This is a genomic window from Pantoea sp. Acro-807 (assembly GCF_011752675.1).
Lineage (GTDB): Bacteria > Pseudomonadota > Gammaproteobacteria > Enterobacterales > Enterobacteriaceae > Pantoea > Pantoea eucrina.
Window position 1 is genome coordinate 240,989 of the sequence record NZ_VWXE01000004.1, and the last position, 16,078, is coordinate 257,066.

The following is a 16,078-nucleotide window of genomic DNA, read 5'->3' on the forward strand; positions in this document are numbered from 1 at the left end:
ATCATTATGTTTCCCTCTTCCCTGCCCGTTCCGCGACTGCCCTCTGAAAAGTCGATACCCGTATTGCGCTGGGGCATCATTGGCCCTGGCTGGATCGCTGAACACTTTGCCCGCGCGCTGAAGGAGCACACCGGACAGCAGCTGGTTGCTGTAGCAGCAAGAAACAGAGCTAAAGCACAGGCATTCGCCGATCGCTGGGCCATTCCGGCGGCCTTCAGCAGTGCAGATGAAATGCTGGCAATGAATGATCTGGACGCCATCTATATCGCCACCCCACATAACCATCACTATCCGGATGGCATGAAAGCACTTAATGCAGGCAAACATGTGCTGATAGAGAAACCCCTGGCGCTGAATGTCAGGGAAGCAGAAGCCCTGCAGACGCGCGCCCGTCAAAAAGGCCTGCTGTGTATGGAGGGTATGTGGTGCGATTTCGCGCCAAAATATGATGTGCTGCGTCAGCTTTTAACCGACGGCATTCTGGGCGACCTTCATACCCTGACTGCCGATCACGGTGAGTTTTTTACGCAGGATCACCGCATCTTCAATGCCGATCTGGCCGGCGGTCCGATGCTGGATCTGGGCAGCTATCTGGTTTCGCTGAGCGTGATGGTGGCAGGTGCACCTGTGCGCATTCAGTCCAGCGGACAGCCGGCAACAGAAAATGTTAACGGACAGGCTTCTATGTTGTTCGAACATGCCAGCGGCATGCATTCGGTACTGAACACGACTCTGTTCAGTAATACCCCCGGCAGTGCGGTGATTGCCGGCCGCGATGCCACTCTGGTTCTGGCGGGACAGTTTTATGCGCCCGGCGGCTTTGTACTGACCTCGAGCCAGGGCGGTCATACGCTGTGCTGGGAGGAACCCGCCAACCGCTACACGCAGCTCTATCATGAGATCCGACATTTTGCATGGTGCGTGGGACAGGGATTAAACGACTCCCCTGTCCGCCCTTTGTCCGCCGTACTTATGACTCTGACCGCGATGGATACGGTAAGGGAGCAGCTGGGTATCGTTTTCAACGAAGAGCGTTAATATTTGTGAAAGAAGGACCTGAGTATCCTTAGCTTACGGGGCCATATCCTCACGGGACTGGCCCCGGACCGTTGTCAGAATACGTTATCGACCGGGCAGAACATCCCGGTTGTCAGAGATTTCGTCGCGGCTTCTGCGACCGCCTGCGCCCGGATCCCATCCAGCAGCCCTGGTAAATCAGTCACCTCTTCCCCGTTCAGATAGCGGACAAAAGCGTCAAGATGCTGATAATAGGTGCCCTGCACACGACTGAACCAGTCTGCATAAAGTCCCTGCCTGATAATCGCCTTTCCCTGGAAAAGCGTCATACCCGGCGGGCTCTGCGAACCTGACTCTGCCAGTCCTTTTGCACCCATAACGCTGATCCTTTCGTCATAACCGTAGCCCGTGCGACGCGTATTATCGAGCTGCGCAAATGATCCCTGCTGCATCTGCATAATCAGCACCGACGTATCCACATCGTCAAACTCGCTAATGGCCGGCATGGCCAGTGCTGCACCCATCGCACCTACTGAAATAACGTCATCGGCTGTCAGCCAGCGCAGCAGATCGAAAAAATGGATTGCCTGGTCACGCATCTGGCCGCCGGATGACCTGAGATAACTGAGCGGCGGAAGCTCTGACGCACGACAGACCATCTGAATTAACTCAGGACGTCCGACAGTTCCCTGTTCCAGCTGACGCTTTAACTGCTGATGGCTGCTGTCAAAACGGCGATTGAAGCCTATCGTGATTTTTGTCTTCAGAGGCAGCACGTTTTCAGCAACGCGGATCGCTCTTGCCAGCGACAAATCGATCGGCTTTTCACAATAGACGGCCTTACCTGCCCGCGCAGCCGCTTCAAGCAGTTCAGCGTGTGACGGCGTTGCGCTGGCAATCAGCACGGCATCTATATTGTCACTGTTGATGGCGGCGCTGACTTCGCCCGCCATGCACTTCATCTGCCCGGCCAGTGCGGCGGCCCGCTCCGTATCAATGTCGGCCAGCATCGCAAGCTCAACCTCCGGATGAGCCGCAAGATTTGCAGCATGTACCTGTCCGATAAAACCACAGCCAATCAGGGCAAAGCGTTTTTTCTGCGTCATGGTGATTTCCTGTCTGAAGGTCTACGTTGAGCGATAAAGACGTTGCCAACTTAGCCTGCCCGCCTATCCTGAGAAATGCATGTTTTGAGGGAAATACCTCAGCAGGAACCCTGATGAAAACACTGACTCTTGAGATGAACGTGGTGAAACACCTGAGGAATATACCAGCAGCAAAGTGACCTTTATGCTCTATATGCAGGAGCATTTTTATTAGCGTCTGATGGCTTATTATTATGCAGGCAGTTTGCGGTGTTTACTGCTCTGCGGTAAATATTAACTTCTGGCACTAAGCGGACATTAGCATCAAAATTCTAAGGCACCCGATTTTCCGGTTTCGCCGGCCCAGATGGCGCACTTTAGATCAACCCCTGTAGCGGGCCAGCAGCAGCGCGTTCAGACCATAGAAAGATTTAGCCGCTGAGGGCTGGGCCGGTAATGACGCTGCAGGTTTACACTAAAGGCCCGAGTAGCGAGGCGGCTCCGGTCTGTCCAGAATTTGTAACAGAACCCGCCAGCAGTAAAGCCCACCATCACATGCCCAAACAGATACAGAACAGCGTTGAAAATATAGACTCTAATATATATGCTATATAGATTGTAATTTATAAAGGTGGGCCTGTGTGGATTGTTGAAACCACGGGTTTGTTCGCTGAATGGCTTAAAGAGCAGGACAGAGCAATGCAGTTAGACATAATTGCCGCGCTGAACCTTCTGAAGCAGGAAGGTCCACACCTTGGGCGGCCGCATGTCGATACGCTGTACGGCTCGAAAATCCTCAATATGAAAGAGCTCAGAGTACAGAGCAACGGCCGGCCTGTAAGAGGATTCTTTGTATTCGATCCTCTTCGCAAAGCCATCATCCTTTGCGCGGGTAACAAAGAAGGCGCTGATGAAAAGCGTTTCTACAAGACCATGATTAAAACGGCTGAAAGCGAGTATCACCGACACCTGGACCAACTGAAACGGAGTGGAAAATGAAAACGCTGGATGATCTAATGGCTGATTTGACACCCGAGGAACTGACTCAGGTGAATGATAAAGTTGCAGAAATGCGACTTGATTCTCAGCTGTATAAACTTCGCGAGGCGCTGGCTAAAACGCAGAAGCAGCAGGCAGAAGCTATGGGGATCGCGCAACCTTCCGTGGCGGCTATCGAAGGGCGCGGCGAGGATCTGAAAATCGCGACGCTCAAACGATATGTTGAAGCGCTCGGCGGCCAGCTAACTATCGGTGTCAATATGCCCGGCGGCGAGCATGTCGATTTCACACTTTAACTGCACCCGTAAGTCTGGCCGTTTACGGTGTTACCCGGAAAAAATGCGACTGACGTACCGGTTATTTCCCTTCGCTTGCGCTTCCTCTCTGCGACGCGCTGTCTCGCGGTCTGCTTTCTTCACTTAACGCTGCTGTGTGACAGCTCCTCCTCCGCTTTTCTTCCTCTGATGGTCAAAAGCATAAACATCCTGATGGTACCTTCCGGCTCCCCGGTAGGGCCAAGTCATCAACCCTGATGCACTAACCGGCAGAATCAGTAAGCTCCGCCAGACGTCACAAGCGTCGCCAGAGGATTCCGGCTGGATCTGATGGCAAACAGCCCTGTAGTTGGCCTATAGTCCGCTATGAGCGAAAAGCGGACTTTAACGGTTTCAGATTGCCAGGATTTCAGGCTGGCAACTTGCAGAGTATCTGATTAGAGCTTTCTCAAAAGTCTGGCGGGATTACCCGCATACACGCCTTTTACCAGCACAGGCTTTGTAACCACGCTACCGGCACCAATCACCGCACCACTGCAAATGTCCGTGGTTAAGATAGTTGCCCCGCTCCCCACGGTTACCGCGTTACCTAATATGATATGTATCCAGCTTTCTGCAGAAGCATCAGGAGCGCCATTCTTAAACAAGTCGTTGGCAAAGGTTACGCCATGGCCTATAAAACAATCCTTACCCAGGGTAACGTTCTCACAGATAAAAGTGTGTGACTGTACTCGGGTTCTGTCGCCTATAACGCATCCCTTTTGTATCTCTACAAATGGCCCTACAAAAACATCATCACCCAGTTCACACTCATAGATGTTTACTGGCGTGATTACTCTCACATTTTCGCCTTGTTTTACGTCACGAATGCCACTTTCAATAACCTTCATTTAAACTGTGTCCTTACTTGAAATGGTTCGGCTAAAAGCTTGCACAATTTTTATCGTCACGAGGTAACAAGGTTAACCTGCTTTTACTCATTCGCGCACGATGAGGATCGCAATATCCGCTTCTGGCGCGAAGCGGACTTGCGCACAGATCGACGTTAGCTATGAGCGAAAAGCGGGATTTCGCAGCAGTGCAACAGTGATGAATATTTGAATCAGGTAATTCATATTGAACGAAAATGGGTTACTTCCTTAAGCGTATTAAATTAAAAAAGGCTAAAAATGACAAAGCTCGAAGAATTAAAAAACATTTATCCCGGTGCACTGGCATGGCAATTTGGCGACAGCCCGGAACTTGCTGATGAACTCGTACAACTGGTTTTGAGTGGCAGTAAAACAGCGACATGCTCTTCGATAGCATCTTTTCAGCATGAACATGAACGAGGCGAAGCTCCCTGCGTAGGAAGTTATAATATCATTCTTAACGGAACCGGGCAGCCAATGTGCGTGATCAGAACGCTCAGGATGCAGGTTATCCGCTTCAATGAAGTGACGAGTGAACTCGCCAGTAAGGAAGGTGAAGGTGATTTAAGTCTGGAGTACTGGAATGAAGGTCATAAGCGTTATTTTGAGCGTGAAGGCACTTATTCTGAAGAAATGGAGCTTGTCTTTGAGGAATTTGAACTTACAGAGATTTTGTAACTGTCCGCTCCTGACACAAAGCGGACTGACGCAGAGTTGAGGTCCACGATGAGAGAGGCGGACGTCAAAAAGAGGGCGACCGGAAAGTTCTGCCACATCAGACATAGCATCCTGGCTACGAACCCGCAAAAGTCATCGGGTGTATGCTGCGGCAGTTAAAAGAATGAAGAAAATGCCTGACATGAACACCCCCTGAAGCATTTGATCTGCTTCTGGCACAAAGCAGACGTCAACCGCAAAGCGATCAGCATTAACGTTTTGCTTCGATCAAATGTCGGGTGGAATACGCAACAAATGGCTGACCCAGGCGCATTTTCTGGTCCATCGCCTGCAATTCTTTGTAGTATTTCTCCACGGAGAAGCCCGGGACCCACCAGACGCATTTTCGCAAAATCCAGACAACGGCACTGATATCAAAAAACGTCATCCGGCAGCGTGCTGTGCGTAAGTCAATGACCTTCAGACCCGCCATCTCCGCATCCTCTTTTTCTTTGCCAGGATCTCTGTACATTCTCTCTTTGGGAAGTGGTCCTAAAAAATACTCGATTAATTCAAATGCAGATGCAGGTCCAACATGCTGTGCCAGATAGCTTCCTCCGGGTTTAAGAACCCGATATATTTCTGGCCAGTCCGGTGCTACCGGATGCCTGGATGTGACCAGGTCAAAAGATTGTTCGCTAAAAGGAAGCTTTTTGGTGATGGAAGTATCAACAATATTTACCCCCCGGGGTGAAAGGTGCTGCCGGGCTTTTTTCAGGTTCGGGGGCCGCGCTTCTGTTGCGGCCATATATGCAGGAAACTCGGGAACTTCATTTAATAGTTCTCCTCCACCGGTATCAATGTCCAGTGCTGACGTTACCCGGCTTAAGCGTTCTCCGATTAACCTCGCGTAACCCCAGGAGGACCTTTCCTCTGTCGCTTTCCCGTCCAGCCAGTCAAACCCCCAGCCCTCTGTATCGGCCTCCATAGCTTCCATTAATAGTTCATCAAAATATTTCACCTGAATCCTCTCCGTAGATATTTGGTTCAGGGCACATTTTAGAGTATTGATTTAGGCAATGCGATCCACTCCTGGAGCTATCATTAGCACTGTGAAAGCACCGCTGGTTTAATCACATTCGATATAATTTAATGTTACCGGGCAGGTTTTGATTTAAGTCGATTAACTCATATAAGTCGTTATATACTCACTGATATAGCGTTAAGTAATGATGCCTGCCCTTTCGACAGATGTTGGAAATTTCATGTTTGTTAAACGTTTGATCCTGGTGAAGACAACGTTCACCAGCGCAATGTTATTGCGCTGCTATGCCGATATATGCCGTAAATGAACAACCTGCGATGGTCGTTAATGCTTTACCAGACGACGCGCCTTCTGCAACCGATAAGAAAGCTAACCTGGGCAGCCTGGGTGCCAGAGAAATACGTGACGCTCCCTGGCCGGTTCAGACGGTGTCTCCCCGTCTGATGAAACGTCAGCAGCTTAAGAGCGTAAGCGATCTCTACCGCTACCTGCCCTCGGTTCAGGGAGAGGGTGCACGTCCGCAGACGCGCGGCATGCAGGGAAGTGTCGTCCAGAACAGCATGATTGACGGCCTGAATGTCGTGTCAACCACGGACTATGCCGCTGAACAGTTCGACCATATTGAGGTGCTTAATGGCCTCGCCGGGTCACTGTATGGTCCGGCTAATCCGGCAGGATTATTTAATTTTGTCAGTAAGCGCGCCAGTGATACACCGCAGCGAAGCGTTACTCTGGGAGGAGGTAGTGGCCCGGGTCATCAGATAGCCGGTGATTTCAGTGGTCCGGTGGATAGCAACGATCGGCTGCGCTATCGGCTGAATATGCTGGATGACAGGGGCAGTGGCTACGTCAGCGGCAGCAGAAAACGACGTCAGCTTTTCAGCCTGGCCCTGGATGCCAGCCTGAGCGATCGGACCCTGCTGGAAACTAATTTCAGCTATTACCATTTTTATGAAAAAGGGTTGCCGGGGAAATTTGCGCTGGGTAACGGCCTGACATTGCCCGCAGCTCCCAATCCAAAAACGGCTCATCTGGGACAATCCTTTGCGGGAAATGATAACCATACGCTGACCGCCGGCATCCATCTGAAGCATGATTTTGACGGCAACTGGCTCGGTGAAGCTGGCGTGCTGCGTCAGATAGCCGATCGCGAGTCCACTGCTGTCACCAATACGTTTACGAATAAACGTGGCGATTACACGACAACGACTTCATCAGCGACAGCCAGTCGTTTCACTATCAACAGTTATATGGCGAACTTAGAGGGTGAAATCGAAACTGGCCGTATCCATCATCAGATAGCCACTGGCGTGCGGGGGTTTGTCTGGAAAAATTACAATCCGCGTAAGGGTGGAACCTTAACGCTGGGCAGTGCCTCACTGGATAACCCACAGACATTTAGTGAGCCTGACTATCCCGATTTCACCCGGCGTTATCATTCTGCGACAGCCACTCAGCACGCATTTCTGCTGAGCGATACCCTGCAGTTTTCTCCGCAATGGAGCACACTGTTAGCGGGCAGTGAAAGCCTGCTCAGCTCATCCGGCTATGCTAAAACGGGCCGCCGAAGCAGTCACTCATCAGATAGCGGCTTTAGCGGGTCTGCCAGCGTAATCTATAAACCGGTCGATCCGCTGACGCTTTATGTGACCTATGCCGACAGCCTGCAGCAGGGTGATACTGCCCCCGCCACCGCGAATAATGCCGGGACAATACTGACACCCTATCGCAGTCGCCAGATTGAAGCGGGCAGTAAACTGGCTATTAACCGGCTGTTATTGACTGCCGCACTGTTTCAGATCAAACGTCCGTTCGCCTATACCAACGCCAGCGGAGAGTATGGGATAGACGGTGAGCAGCGCAACCGCGGTCTGGAGCTGCTCGCTGATGGAGACGTAACCGATCGCCTGCACCTTTTTGGCGGCATGACATGGCTTGATCCGCGCTTAGTGAAAACAGCCAGCCGTCAAACAACGGGTAAACAGATTGTGGGTTTGCCACGCTATACGGCCAGCCTGTTCGCGGCCTATGACTTACCGGTGCTCAGCGGCACCGATATTCATGGCGGCATTCATTATATGGGACAGCGCATGACCGACAATCAAAACAGAGGCCAGGTAAGCGGCTACACCACGCTGGATGCCGGGGCGGCCTATAAAACCCGGCTGTTTAATACCGCTACAACATTCCGTCTTGATGTCACTAATCTGACGAATCGTCACTACTGGACCAAGATCGTGCCCGGCGGCCTGAACGGTTACAGCGGGGCCGGTTATGCCAGCGCCTCTGTGGGTGAACCGCGCCGGGTAGAGGTTTCCATGCAACTCAGCTTCTGACAGGGATATTTACTGATGAAAAGCCTGCAATGGGCACTACCGCTTCTGGTCGTAAGCGCTCTGGCGTCGGCTCAGACAGTCACTGACGACAGCGGGAATAAGATTGAATTGAGCCAGCCGGTGCTGCACATAGCCGATGCCTGGTTTGCCCACCACTCTCTGCTTATGACGCTGGGCGCCGGCGATCGGATTGTGGCAACCGTAAACCATCCGGCGGACCGGCCGTGGATGTTTAAGGTACAGCCATCGTTAAATCAGGCGCTCCAGGCACACGGTAAAACCTTTAACAGTGAAGCGCTGGTGGCACGCAACGTTGATGCGATTTTTGTACCCGCTAACGATCCCGATGCAGAGTCTTATCGTCTGGCCGGTATTCCCGTACTGGCAATGAATTTTGATGATTTTGACTCGATGAAACGCTCACTCACTACCACGGCTCAGGTGGTCGGCACACCGGCAGCGGCCGCGCGAGCCCGGGCTTATAATCGCTATCTGGATACGCAAATCGCTGCTATTCAGACCAAAACGGCCGCGCTTGCGGAGAGTGAACGCCCGCGCGTGCTGCATATTCAGTCGCTGCATCCGCTGAAGGTAGATGGCCGGAATACCCTGATTGATACCTGGATCAGGCTTGCGGGTGGCCGGAACGTCGCCGCCTCCGTGGATGGCAATATGCGCCCTGTTTCACCGGAGGAGGTGATACGCTGGGATCCGGATGTGATTATTATCGGTGCCGGCGCGGGAACCCTGGCTGACTCTGACTACAAATCGCTGTTCGCCAGCGTAAAAGCCGTGAAGCAGCAGCAGGTGTGGCAGAATCCATCGGGTGTCTTTCCCTGGGATCGCTACGGCACTGAAGTCGCACTGCAAATCCAGTGGGCTGCCAAAAAACTGCATCCGGCGCTGTTTGCAACGCGCGATTTGATTGACGCCACTCAGGAATTTTACCGGACATTTTACGATTATCCGCTGAGCAAACAGGATGCGCAGCGTATTTTGCAGGCACTGCCTCCCGGTTGAGGCAGGCAGGATTTTGCAATATTCGTTGATAAGCTGTGGTATCCAGACCAATTAAAGCGGCGTTATGGCTGCGCAACACTTTCCAGCAGACCGCCGAAGAGCAGAGTAAACGCCTGAATAGCTTTTGGTAATGCCTGTTGTGGATTACCGCTGGCAGCGACCCATAGCGCGGCATTCAGTGCCGCGCCATTTAACAGCCACGCAGCCGCATCCGCATCGACTGATTTGATTACGCGACGTTCAATCAGATCGGTAATACTCTCACGCGTAGCACTGAGGCAGTTATTCTGACTCGGCCATTTTGCAGGATCGCCAAGAAAAGCGGGACCATCAAGCAGCACAATGCGCCGGACCTCTTCATCCAGCGCCATCCTGATATAGGCTATCCCTTCAGCCAGGAGCGTTTGCTGGTCGTTATCGGAGTGAACCGCTTCACGTTTAGCGCGTTGCGCCATTTCAGAATCGATCTGCGTCACTACCGCGGCGAGCAAGCCTTTTTTATCCCCAAAGTTATGGTAAAGCGCCCCGCGCGTCAGACCGACACTGGCAGTCAAATCGTCCATTGATGCAGCTGCAAATCCCTTTTCAGCGAACGCTTTGCGCGCAGCTGCAATCAACTTTTTCCGGTTTTCTTCCATCGTTTCTGTGCGGCGTCTGGTAACCATATACTTCTCCTGCTGCTAACGCCGCGCATGCCATTTGACATACGCAGCGTATGTGTGATTAATTTTACATACGCCGCGTATATTAATTGTTTTATTTATGCTGCGCATCCCCTGTTGTTCTCCCACAAAGGAGTCCCTGTGACCCAGCCAACACCCGTTTTTCCTGCTCATCGCCATGCTCTTTATGAACAGCATGGTTATTCTGCAGCAATCCGCTCTGGCGATTTATTATTTGTTTCCGGGCAGGTGGGTAGCCGCGACGACGGCACCCCGGAGCCGGACTTTGCAACCCAGGTACAGCTTGCCTTTGAGAATCTCAGAGCCACGCTCGCTGTGGCAGGATGTACGTTCAAAGATATGATTGATGTGACTACTTTTCATACCGACCCGGAAAACCAGTTTTCAACCATCATGCAGGTGAAACAGACTCTTTTCCCGACGCCGCCCTACCCCAACTGGACCGCCCTGGGCGTTAACTGGCTGGCAGGGTTTGATTTTGAGATAAAGGTTATCGCCCGCATTCCTGAGTCTCAGGCATAAAAACGTTGCAGAGCAATATCAGGGAGGGCCAGCTTACGGCTCTCCCTTTTTGATCCGCTCAGTCAGCATTGCATAGCTGTCTGTCGCCCCGGTGATAGCCTCCTGCTAAAAAAACGTTGACGAGGTAGAACGATCGTTCTACCTTAAAGCCATGAACAAAACATCAGTCAGTACCCGGGAAAAAATTCTCAGGAGCGCTGAGCAGCTGATTTATCAGAACGGTATCCACGCCATGGGCATGGATCTTCTGGTCAAAACCTCAGGCGTCGCCAGAAAAAGTATTTATCATCACTTCGCCAGTAAAGAGGAGGTGGCATCAGCCGCGCTGAGCGTGCGCGATGAGCAGTGGATGGCGTGGTTCAGAAGCGCGTCCGATCAAGGCAATACGCCGCAGGATCGCATTCTGAATATGTTTACCGCGCTGAAAAGCTGGTTTGAGTCAGAGGGTTTCCGCGGCTGCGCATTTATCAACACCGCCGGTGAGACAGGCAACCCTGACGATACCGTTCGCCAGATAGCGAAAACCCACAAGCAGAAGTTACTGGATTACGCCCTGGAGCTCAGCAAAGAGATGAATGTTGCACATCCCGAGGCGCTGGCCAGACAGCTGCTGATTCTGATAGAGGGCGCCATTACCGCGTCCTATGTTATGGGGAACGGGAGCGCGGCCGACGACGCACGGGATATTGCGAAAATGCTGCTGGAGCAGGTTTCCTGAAGCCTGCGTACTCATCAAATTTGAATTAACAGGAGTTTTACCATGTCTGATTCATACCAACACCCGCCGCTTCCTCCTTTCACCCGCGAAACGGCCATCGAAAAGGTGTGCCTGGCTGAAGATGGCTGGAACAGCCGCGATGCGGCTAAAGTCGCACTGGCTTACTCAGCGGACACACAATGGCGCAACCGCACCGAGTTTGCTCATAACCGTGAAGAAGCCGAAGCGTTTCTGGCCCGTAAATGGAAAAAAGAGCTTGAGTATCGTCTTATCAAGGAGCTCTGGGCGTTTGATGGCAACCGCATTGCTGTCCGCTACGCCTATGAATGGCGCGATGATTCAGGTAACTGGTTCCGCTCTTACGGCAATGAAAACTGGGAGTTTGAAGGCGATGGCCTGATGAAGCGCCGTTTTGCCTGTATCAACGATATGCCTATTAAAGAGAGCGAACGCAAATTTTTCTGGCCGCTGGGACGTCGTCCGGACGATCATCCGGGGCTGACTGCGCTGGGGTTGTAACGGCGGCAGGGCAGCTCGCGTGACTGCCCTGCTGCATGGGTTTATCAGCAGCTGGCTTTAGCGAGGTAGCGCTGCATTTCATCAGCAGGAACCATGCCGCCACCTGTCGCCCAGACAAGCTGCGTGGCCTGCTGCAGCTGCTGCGGAGTGATGCCCTGCTGTGCCAGATAAGCGGGGCTTGCCGCGATGCGCTGCGGCCCCTGCATGCCCGCCAGCGCGGAAGGTTCCAGCTGAATACCTTCCGTTTCATCCAGCATGGCAAGCAGCGTAAACAGGGTGCGATCGCTGAGCGTATAGCAGCCGTCGATCAGCTGCGCCATCGCCCGGCCGACAAAGCCGGAGGCGCGGCCCACCGCCAGTCCATCCGCAGCGGTTTTATTGTCGATACCGATATCCTGCACCGCAATACCATCGTGCAGGCCGGTGCTCATTCCCAGCAGCATACAGGGTGAATGGGTTGGCTCCGCAAAAAAGCAGTGAACGTTATCGCCAAAAGCCAGCTTCAGGCCAAAGGCGACGCCTCCCGGGCCGCCACCCACGCCACAAGGCAGATACACAAAAAGCGGATGGGAGGCATCCACAGTAATGCCTTTCTCCTTCAGCTGCTCTGGCAGGCGCAGGCCGGCAACGGCATAGCCCAGAAACAGCGTGCGTGAATTTTCATCATCAATAAAGAAGCAGTCGGGATCGGACTCCGCCGCTTTGCGGCCCTGCTCCACGGCGACGCCGTAATCCTGCTCATACTCAATCACGTGCGCTCCACGCCTGCGCAGCAGCGCTTTCTTCCACTGACGCGCATCTGCCGACATATGAACGGTAACGTGAAACCCGAGGCGGGCACTCATTATGCCGATCGAAAGGCCCAGGTTGCCCGTTGAACCTACTGCTATTTTATGCTGGCTGAAAAACTGACGGTGCGCCGGAGAAAGCAGCTGGCTGTAGTCATCGGCTGGCGTGATAAGCCCCGCCTCCAGCGCCAGCTTCTCTGCGTGCGCGAGAACTTCGTAAATGCCGCCGCGCGCTTTGATGGAACCTGAAACGGGCAGATGGCTATCTTTTTTCAGCCAGAGTCTGCCTGGCAGCGGCGCACGCTGCGCCAGCCGCGCCTGCATCGCGGGTAGAGGTACCATATCTGACTCAATAATACCGCCGCTTTCAGCCGTTTCCGGAAAGGCGGCGGCGATCAGCGGAGCGAAACGGCGCAGGCGGGCTTCGGCATCTTCAGCCTCTTCACGCGTCAGTCCCGTATGCAGGAGCCCCCTCTCTGCCGTCGTCACCTGATCGTTAAACCAGATGGTTTCACGTAGCGCCCTCAGATCGCTTACCGCCGGTACAGACCGGAGTTTTTCAGTTAAATCAGTCATGGTTACTCTCATTCAGCCCGACGCATCAAAAGAAAACAGAGCGTTATTTATATGCACGCGGCTGCGCGGTGACAAACGATGGTTTTTCAACTTAACATGAGCTCAGCTAACTCAACAGGCGAGCACGCATTGTGCATTTTTATCTGCAACGTCCACGCCGGTTAAATAACTAATCGCTAAATCAGCAGCTTAAACAGTAAAGGTGAAAAATGTGTTCTCTGAGATGCGTGAAATAGAGGGTGGCAAGCTGGGACGTCTTTTCACCTTTGAAGCCGCTGCCCGCCACGGCTCGTTTGCCGGAGCGGCGGCGGCGCTGGCACTGACGCCCAGCGCTGTCAGCCACCGTATCAGCCAGCTGGAAAGAGAGCTCGGTATCTCGCTGTTCACCCGTTTACACCGCAGGGTGCTGCTGACCGAAGAGGGTGAGCGGATCTTCAATGCCATGAGTACCTCACTCGACTACCTCAACCGGGAAATTCAGGGCATCAGAAATCAGGGATCCAGCGGAAGGCTTACGGTTTACAGTCGCCCGTCGTTTGCGCACGCCTGGCTTGCACCGGCGGTGGCCTCTTTTCTGGAGCAAAACCCCGCTATCGATCTCGTTATTAATACCGGAAACGAACCGGTCGACCTGCATAAAATGGGTGCCGATCTGGCCATCTGTTTTGATGCTGACGTGCCGGACAGATTTCACCTGGACCCGCTGATGGATGAACATATTATTCCGGTTTGCAGCCCGCGCTACGCTGCACAATTCAGGCTGACGGACTGCCCGGAGAATCTCCGGAGCTGTCGCCTGCTGCACGATCGTCAGGCGTGGAGTATCGATTCCGGAGAAAATGAGTGGCGGTTGTGGGCAGCGCATTTTGACGTGGATATTACGGCAGCGCGCCGTGCCGAATTCGATCAGGCAGAGCTTGCGGTTGCTGCAGCGATAAACCATGCCGGCATCGCGATGGGACGTAAGGCGCTGGTGAAACAGCGTATCGCCTCTGGCGAACTGATAACGCCTTTCCCGCGCCTGGCGCTGCTGTGCAGCGAACGGTATTACATCGCTACCCGCGCCGACAGACGCTGGCCAAAAACAGAAACCTTTATCCGCTGGCTGCAGGAAACCGTGGCGAAAGAGAAATAATTACGCTCATAGTATCGTCACGCTGGCAGAGCAGGATCACGGCGTAAACCGCGCTATTTTTAAGCAGATCGGGTATAATAGCCGGACACTTGCCCACCCTTTTTATCCTCAGCGAAACAGGCATATGGCATTTCAGAATCCGGCTCAAAACTTTATCGAAGCGCGCCTGAACCTGGGTGATATCGTCTCGCTGTCGCCCTGGTCCACCTACCTGATGCGCAGTGATACAGCCTGCCCGGAGGCGGGTATCGTCAAAGGCTCAGTGCTGGCAGTTGATCGGGCACTGACGCCGCGGCACGGTCAGATTATTGTGGCGGAATTTGAGGGTGAACTGGTGCTGCGCAGGTTGCTGCTGAAACCCGTTCCGGCGCTGCAGTCGCTGGAGAGGTCCGATGCTATCGTTCTGCTCGACGAGAACCAGCTGCTGCCGGTGTGGGGCGTGGTGGCTTATGCGCTCAATGATATCGCGGGCCAGGGTTTCACCGGGCCTGCAGGAGAATAGGTATGTTTGCGCTTGCTGATGCCAACAATTTTTACGCCTCCTGTGAAACCATTTTCAGGCCCGATCTGCGCGGCAAACCCGTTTGCGTGGTATCAAATAATGATGGCTGCGTGATTGCTCGTTCAGCTGAAGCAAAGCGCATGGGTATAAAGATGGCCGCCCCCTGGTTTAAGCATGAACGCTATTTTCGTGACAATGGCGTACACGTTTTCAGTTCTAACTATGAGCTTTATGGCGATATGTCGGCGCGGATGATGGCAATACTCGATGAGATGGCTGCCGGGCAGGAAGTTTACTCTATCGATGAAAGCTTTCTTGATGTCACGGGCATTAGCAGTTATATGCCGCTGGAGCGCTTTGGTCAGCAGATGCGCGAGCGCGTTCGCCAGGAAACCGGCCTGACCATAGGCGTAGGCTTTGGCCCGACCAAAACGCTGGCCAAGCTGGCGAATCAGGCGGCCAAGCAGTGGACGAAAACAAACGGCGTGGTCGATCTCTCCGATCCCCTGCGCCAGCAAAAATTGCTGCAGCTGACGCGCATTGGCGATATCTGGGGTATTGGCTGGCGAATCGCTCAGCGTCTGGAAGAGATGGGGATCACCACCGGGCTGCATCTGGCAGAAAGTAATACCAGTACGATCCGCAAAAAATTTGATGTGATTGTTGAGCGCATTGCACGCGAGCTGCGCGGCGAATCCTGTCTGGCACTGGAGGATGCGCCGCCGCCAAAACAGCAGATCGTTAATTCACGCTCTTTCGGGCAGCGCATCACGACGCTGGATGATATGCAGCAGGCGGTTATGGCCTATGCGACCCGGGCTGCTGAAAAGCTGCGCCAGCAGGGCTCCCGCTGCCGTCATCTCACCGTCTCTGTGACGACCGGCCGCTATGGCGACGATCCCAGGTACTCTGCTACCGCGCCCGTCAGCTGGCAATATCCAACGGCGGACACGCGTGACATCGTCGCCTTTGCTTTGCAGGGGCTGAACGCTATCTGGCGCGACGGCTTTCGCTATGCCAAAGCGGGCGTAATGCTGAGCGACTTCTGGCAGTCAGGCAGCACGCAGTTTGATATGTTCAGCCAGCAGCAGCCGCGTGCCAATGCGGATGCGCTGATGACCGCTCTCGACGCCATAAACCGTTCAGGGAAAGGCAAAATCGGTTTCGCCAGCCAGACGACAGGAAACCAGGCGTGGCAGATGAAACGCAACATGCTCTCACCCCGCTATACCACTCGCCTGGCTGATATCCCTGTGATCCGATAGCAGGCTGTCGCCTCCGGCGAGTCAG

The 16,078-nt window shown here is 53.5% G+C and carries 17 protein-coding genes; 12 read left to right on the top strand and 5 right to left on the bottom strand.

Annotated features, from left to right (window positions below; translation table 11 throughout):
* Positions 1-6 precede the first annotated feature (6 nt).
* Positions 7-1,038, top strand: a complete 1,032-nt coding sequence (locus tag F3J39_RS11890; protein WP_166714239.1) for a Gfo/Idh/MocA family oxidoreductase — start codon at positions 7-9, stop codon at positions 1,036-1,038.
* Between the two features lie 74 nt (positions 1,039-1,112).
* On the opposite strand, the gene F3J39_RS11895 is transcribed toward F3J39_RS11890, so the two are convergent.
* A complete protein-coding gene (locus F3J39_RS11895) occupies positions 1,113-2,123 on the bottom strand; it encodes a Gfo/Idh/MocA family oxidoreductase (RefSeq protein ID WP_104085768.1) in 1,011 nt (336 codons plus the stop codon).
* Positions 2,124-2,741: 618 nt separating this feature from the next.
* Between F3J39_RS11895 and F3J39_RS11900 the strand changes: the two genes are divergently transcribed.
* Together F3J39_RS11900 and F3J39_RS11905 are read left to right on the top strand one after the other, a co-directional pair.
* On the top strand, positions 2,742-3,101 hold the full coding sequence (locus tag F3J39_RS11900; RefSeq protein ID WP_104085767.1) for a type II toxin-antitoxin system RelE/ParE family toxin: 360 nt from the start codon (positions 2,742-2,744) through the stop codon (positions 3,099-3,101).
* On the top strand, positions 3,098-3,397 hold the full coding sequence (locus F3J39_RS11905) for an XRE family transcriptional regulator (RefSeq protein ID WP_071668522.1): 300 nt from the start codon (positions 3,098-3,100) through the stop codon (positions 3,395-3,397). The genes F3J39_RS11900 and F3J39_RS11905 overlap by 4 nt, the downstream gene beginning before the upstream one ends.
* Before the next feature lie 416 nt (positions 3,398-3,813).
* Here the strand turns inward: F3J39_RS11905 and F3J39_RS11910 are convergent, their stop codons facing one another.
* A complete protein-coding gene (locus F3J39_RS11910; RefSeq protein ID WP_071668100.1) occupies positions 3,814-4,266 on the bottom strand; it encodes an acyltransferase in 453 nt (150 codons plus the stop codon).
* Positions 4,267-4,545: 279 nt separating this feature from the next.
* Here F3J39_RS11910 and F3J39_RS11915 point away from each other — a divergent pair, with 279 nt between their 5' ends.
* Positions 4,546-4,965, top strand: coding sequence for an ASCH domain-containing protein (locus tag F3J39_RS11915; protein ID WP_071668101.1), 420 nt, complete (start codon positions 4,546-4,548; stop codon positions 4,963-4,965).
* A gap of 250 nt (positions 4,966-5,215) precedes the next feature.
* Here F3J39_RS11915 and F3J39_RS11920 read toward each other — a convergent pair whose 3' ends face one another.
* Positions 5,216-5,965 carry a class I SAM-dependent methyltransferase gene (locus F3J39_RS11920; RefSeq protein ID WP_104085766.1) on the bottom strand — a complete coding sequence of 250 codons (750 nt, stop codon included), beginning with the start codon at positions 5,963-5,965 and terminating at the stop codon, positions 5,216-5,218.
* 341 nt (positions 5,966-6,306) lie between these two features.
* Between F3J39_RS11920 and F3J39_RS11925 the strand changes: the two genes are divergently transcribed.
* Both F3J39_RS11925 and F3J39_RS11930 read left to right on the top strand, forming a co-directional pair.
* Positions 6,307-8,325: a TonB-dependent siderophore receptor gene (locus F3J39_RS11925; protein WP_233207444.1), complete on the top strand. Its 2,019-nt coding sequence runs from the start codon at positions 6,307-6,309 to the stop codon at positions 8,323-8,325.
* A 15-nt stretch (positions 8,326-8,340) separates the two neighbouring features.
* Complete coding sequence (locus tag F3J39_RS11930; protein WP_104085765.1) at positions 8,341-9,345, top strand: ABC transporter substrate-binding protein; 1,005 nt, start codon at positions 8,341-8,343, stop codon at positions 9,343-9,345.
* Positions 9,346-9,407: 62 nt separating this feature from the next.
* Here the strand turns inward: F3J39_RS11930 and F3J39_RS11935 are convergent, their stop codons facing one another.
* On the bottom strand, positions 9,408-10,010 hold the full coding sequence (locus F3J39_RS11935) for a TetR/AcrR family transcriptional regulator (protein WP_040113711.1): 603 nt from the start codon (positions 10,008-10,010) through the stop codon (positions 9,408-9,410).
* 138 nt (positions 10,011-10,148) lie between these two features.
* Between F3J39_RS11935 and F3J39_RS11940 the strand changes: the two genes are divergently transcribed.
* From F3J39_RS11940 to F3J39_RS11950, 3 genes are all read left to right on the top strand, one after another.
* On the top strand, positions 10,149-10,550 hold the full coding sequence (locus tag F3J39_RS11940) for a RidA family protein (protein WP_104085764.1): 402 nt from the start codon (positions 10,149-10,151) through the stop codon (positions 10,548-10,550).
* Positions 10,551-10,701: 151 nt separating this feature from the next.
* The gene (locus F3J39_RS11945) at positions 10,702-11,268 is read left to right on the top strand and encodes a TetR/AcrR family transcriptional regulator (protein WP_104085763.1); all 567 of its coding nucleotides are present in this window, start codon (positions 10,702-10,704) and stop codon (positions 11,266-11,268) included.
* 42 nt (positions 11,269-11,310) lie between these two features.
* Positions 11,311-11,787: a DUF1348 family protein gene (locus F3J39_RS11950; RefSeq protein ID WP_166714241.1), complete on the top strand. Its 477-nt coding sequence runs from the start codon at positions 11,311-11,313 to the stop codon at positions 11,785-11,787.
* A 44-nt stretch (positions 11,788-11,831) separates the two neighbouring features.
* Here the strand turns inward: F3J39_RS11950 and F3J39_RS11955 are convergent, their stop codons facing one another.
* Entirely contained in the window at positions 11,832-13,151 is a 1,320-nt protein-coding gene (locus tag F3J39_RS11955; RefSeq protein WP_071668107.1) for a D-serine ammonia-lyase, read from the bottom strand.
* Positions 13,152-13,362: 211 nt separating this feature from the next.
* Here F3J39_RS11955 and dsdC point away from each other — a divergent pair, with 211 nt between their 5' ends.
* From dsdC to umuC, 3 genes are all read left to right on the top strand, one after another.
* Positions 13,363-14,286 (top strand): DNA-binding transcriptional regulator DsdC, encoded by a 924-nt coding sequence (gene dsdC, locus F3J39_RS11960; RefSeq protein WP_348769943.1) that lies wholly within the window; start codon positions 13,363-13,365, stop codon positions 14,284-14,286.
* 124 nt (positions 14,287-14,410) lie between these two features.
* On the top strand, positions 14,411-14,788 hold the full coding sequence (locus tag F3J39_RS11965; RefSeq protein WP_104085760.1) for a S24 family peptidase: 378 nt from the start codon (positions 14,411-14,413) through the stop codon (positions 14,786-14,788).
* Between the two features lie 2 nt (positions 14,789-14,790).
* Positions 14,791-16,053: a translesion error-prone DNA polymerase V subunit UmuC gene (gene umuC / locus F3J39_RS11970; protein ID WP_094110791.1), complete on the top strand. Its 1,263-nt coding sequence runs from the start codon at positions 14,791-14,793 to the stop codon at positions 16,051-16,053.
* The last annotated feature ends 25 nt before the right edge of the window (positions 16,054-16,078 follow it).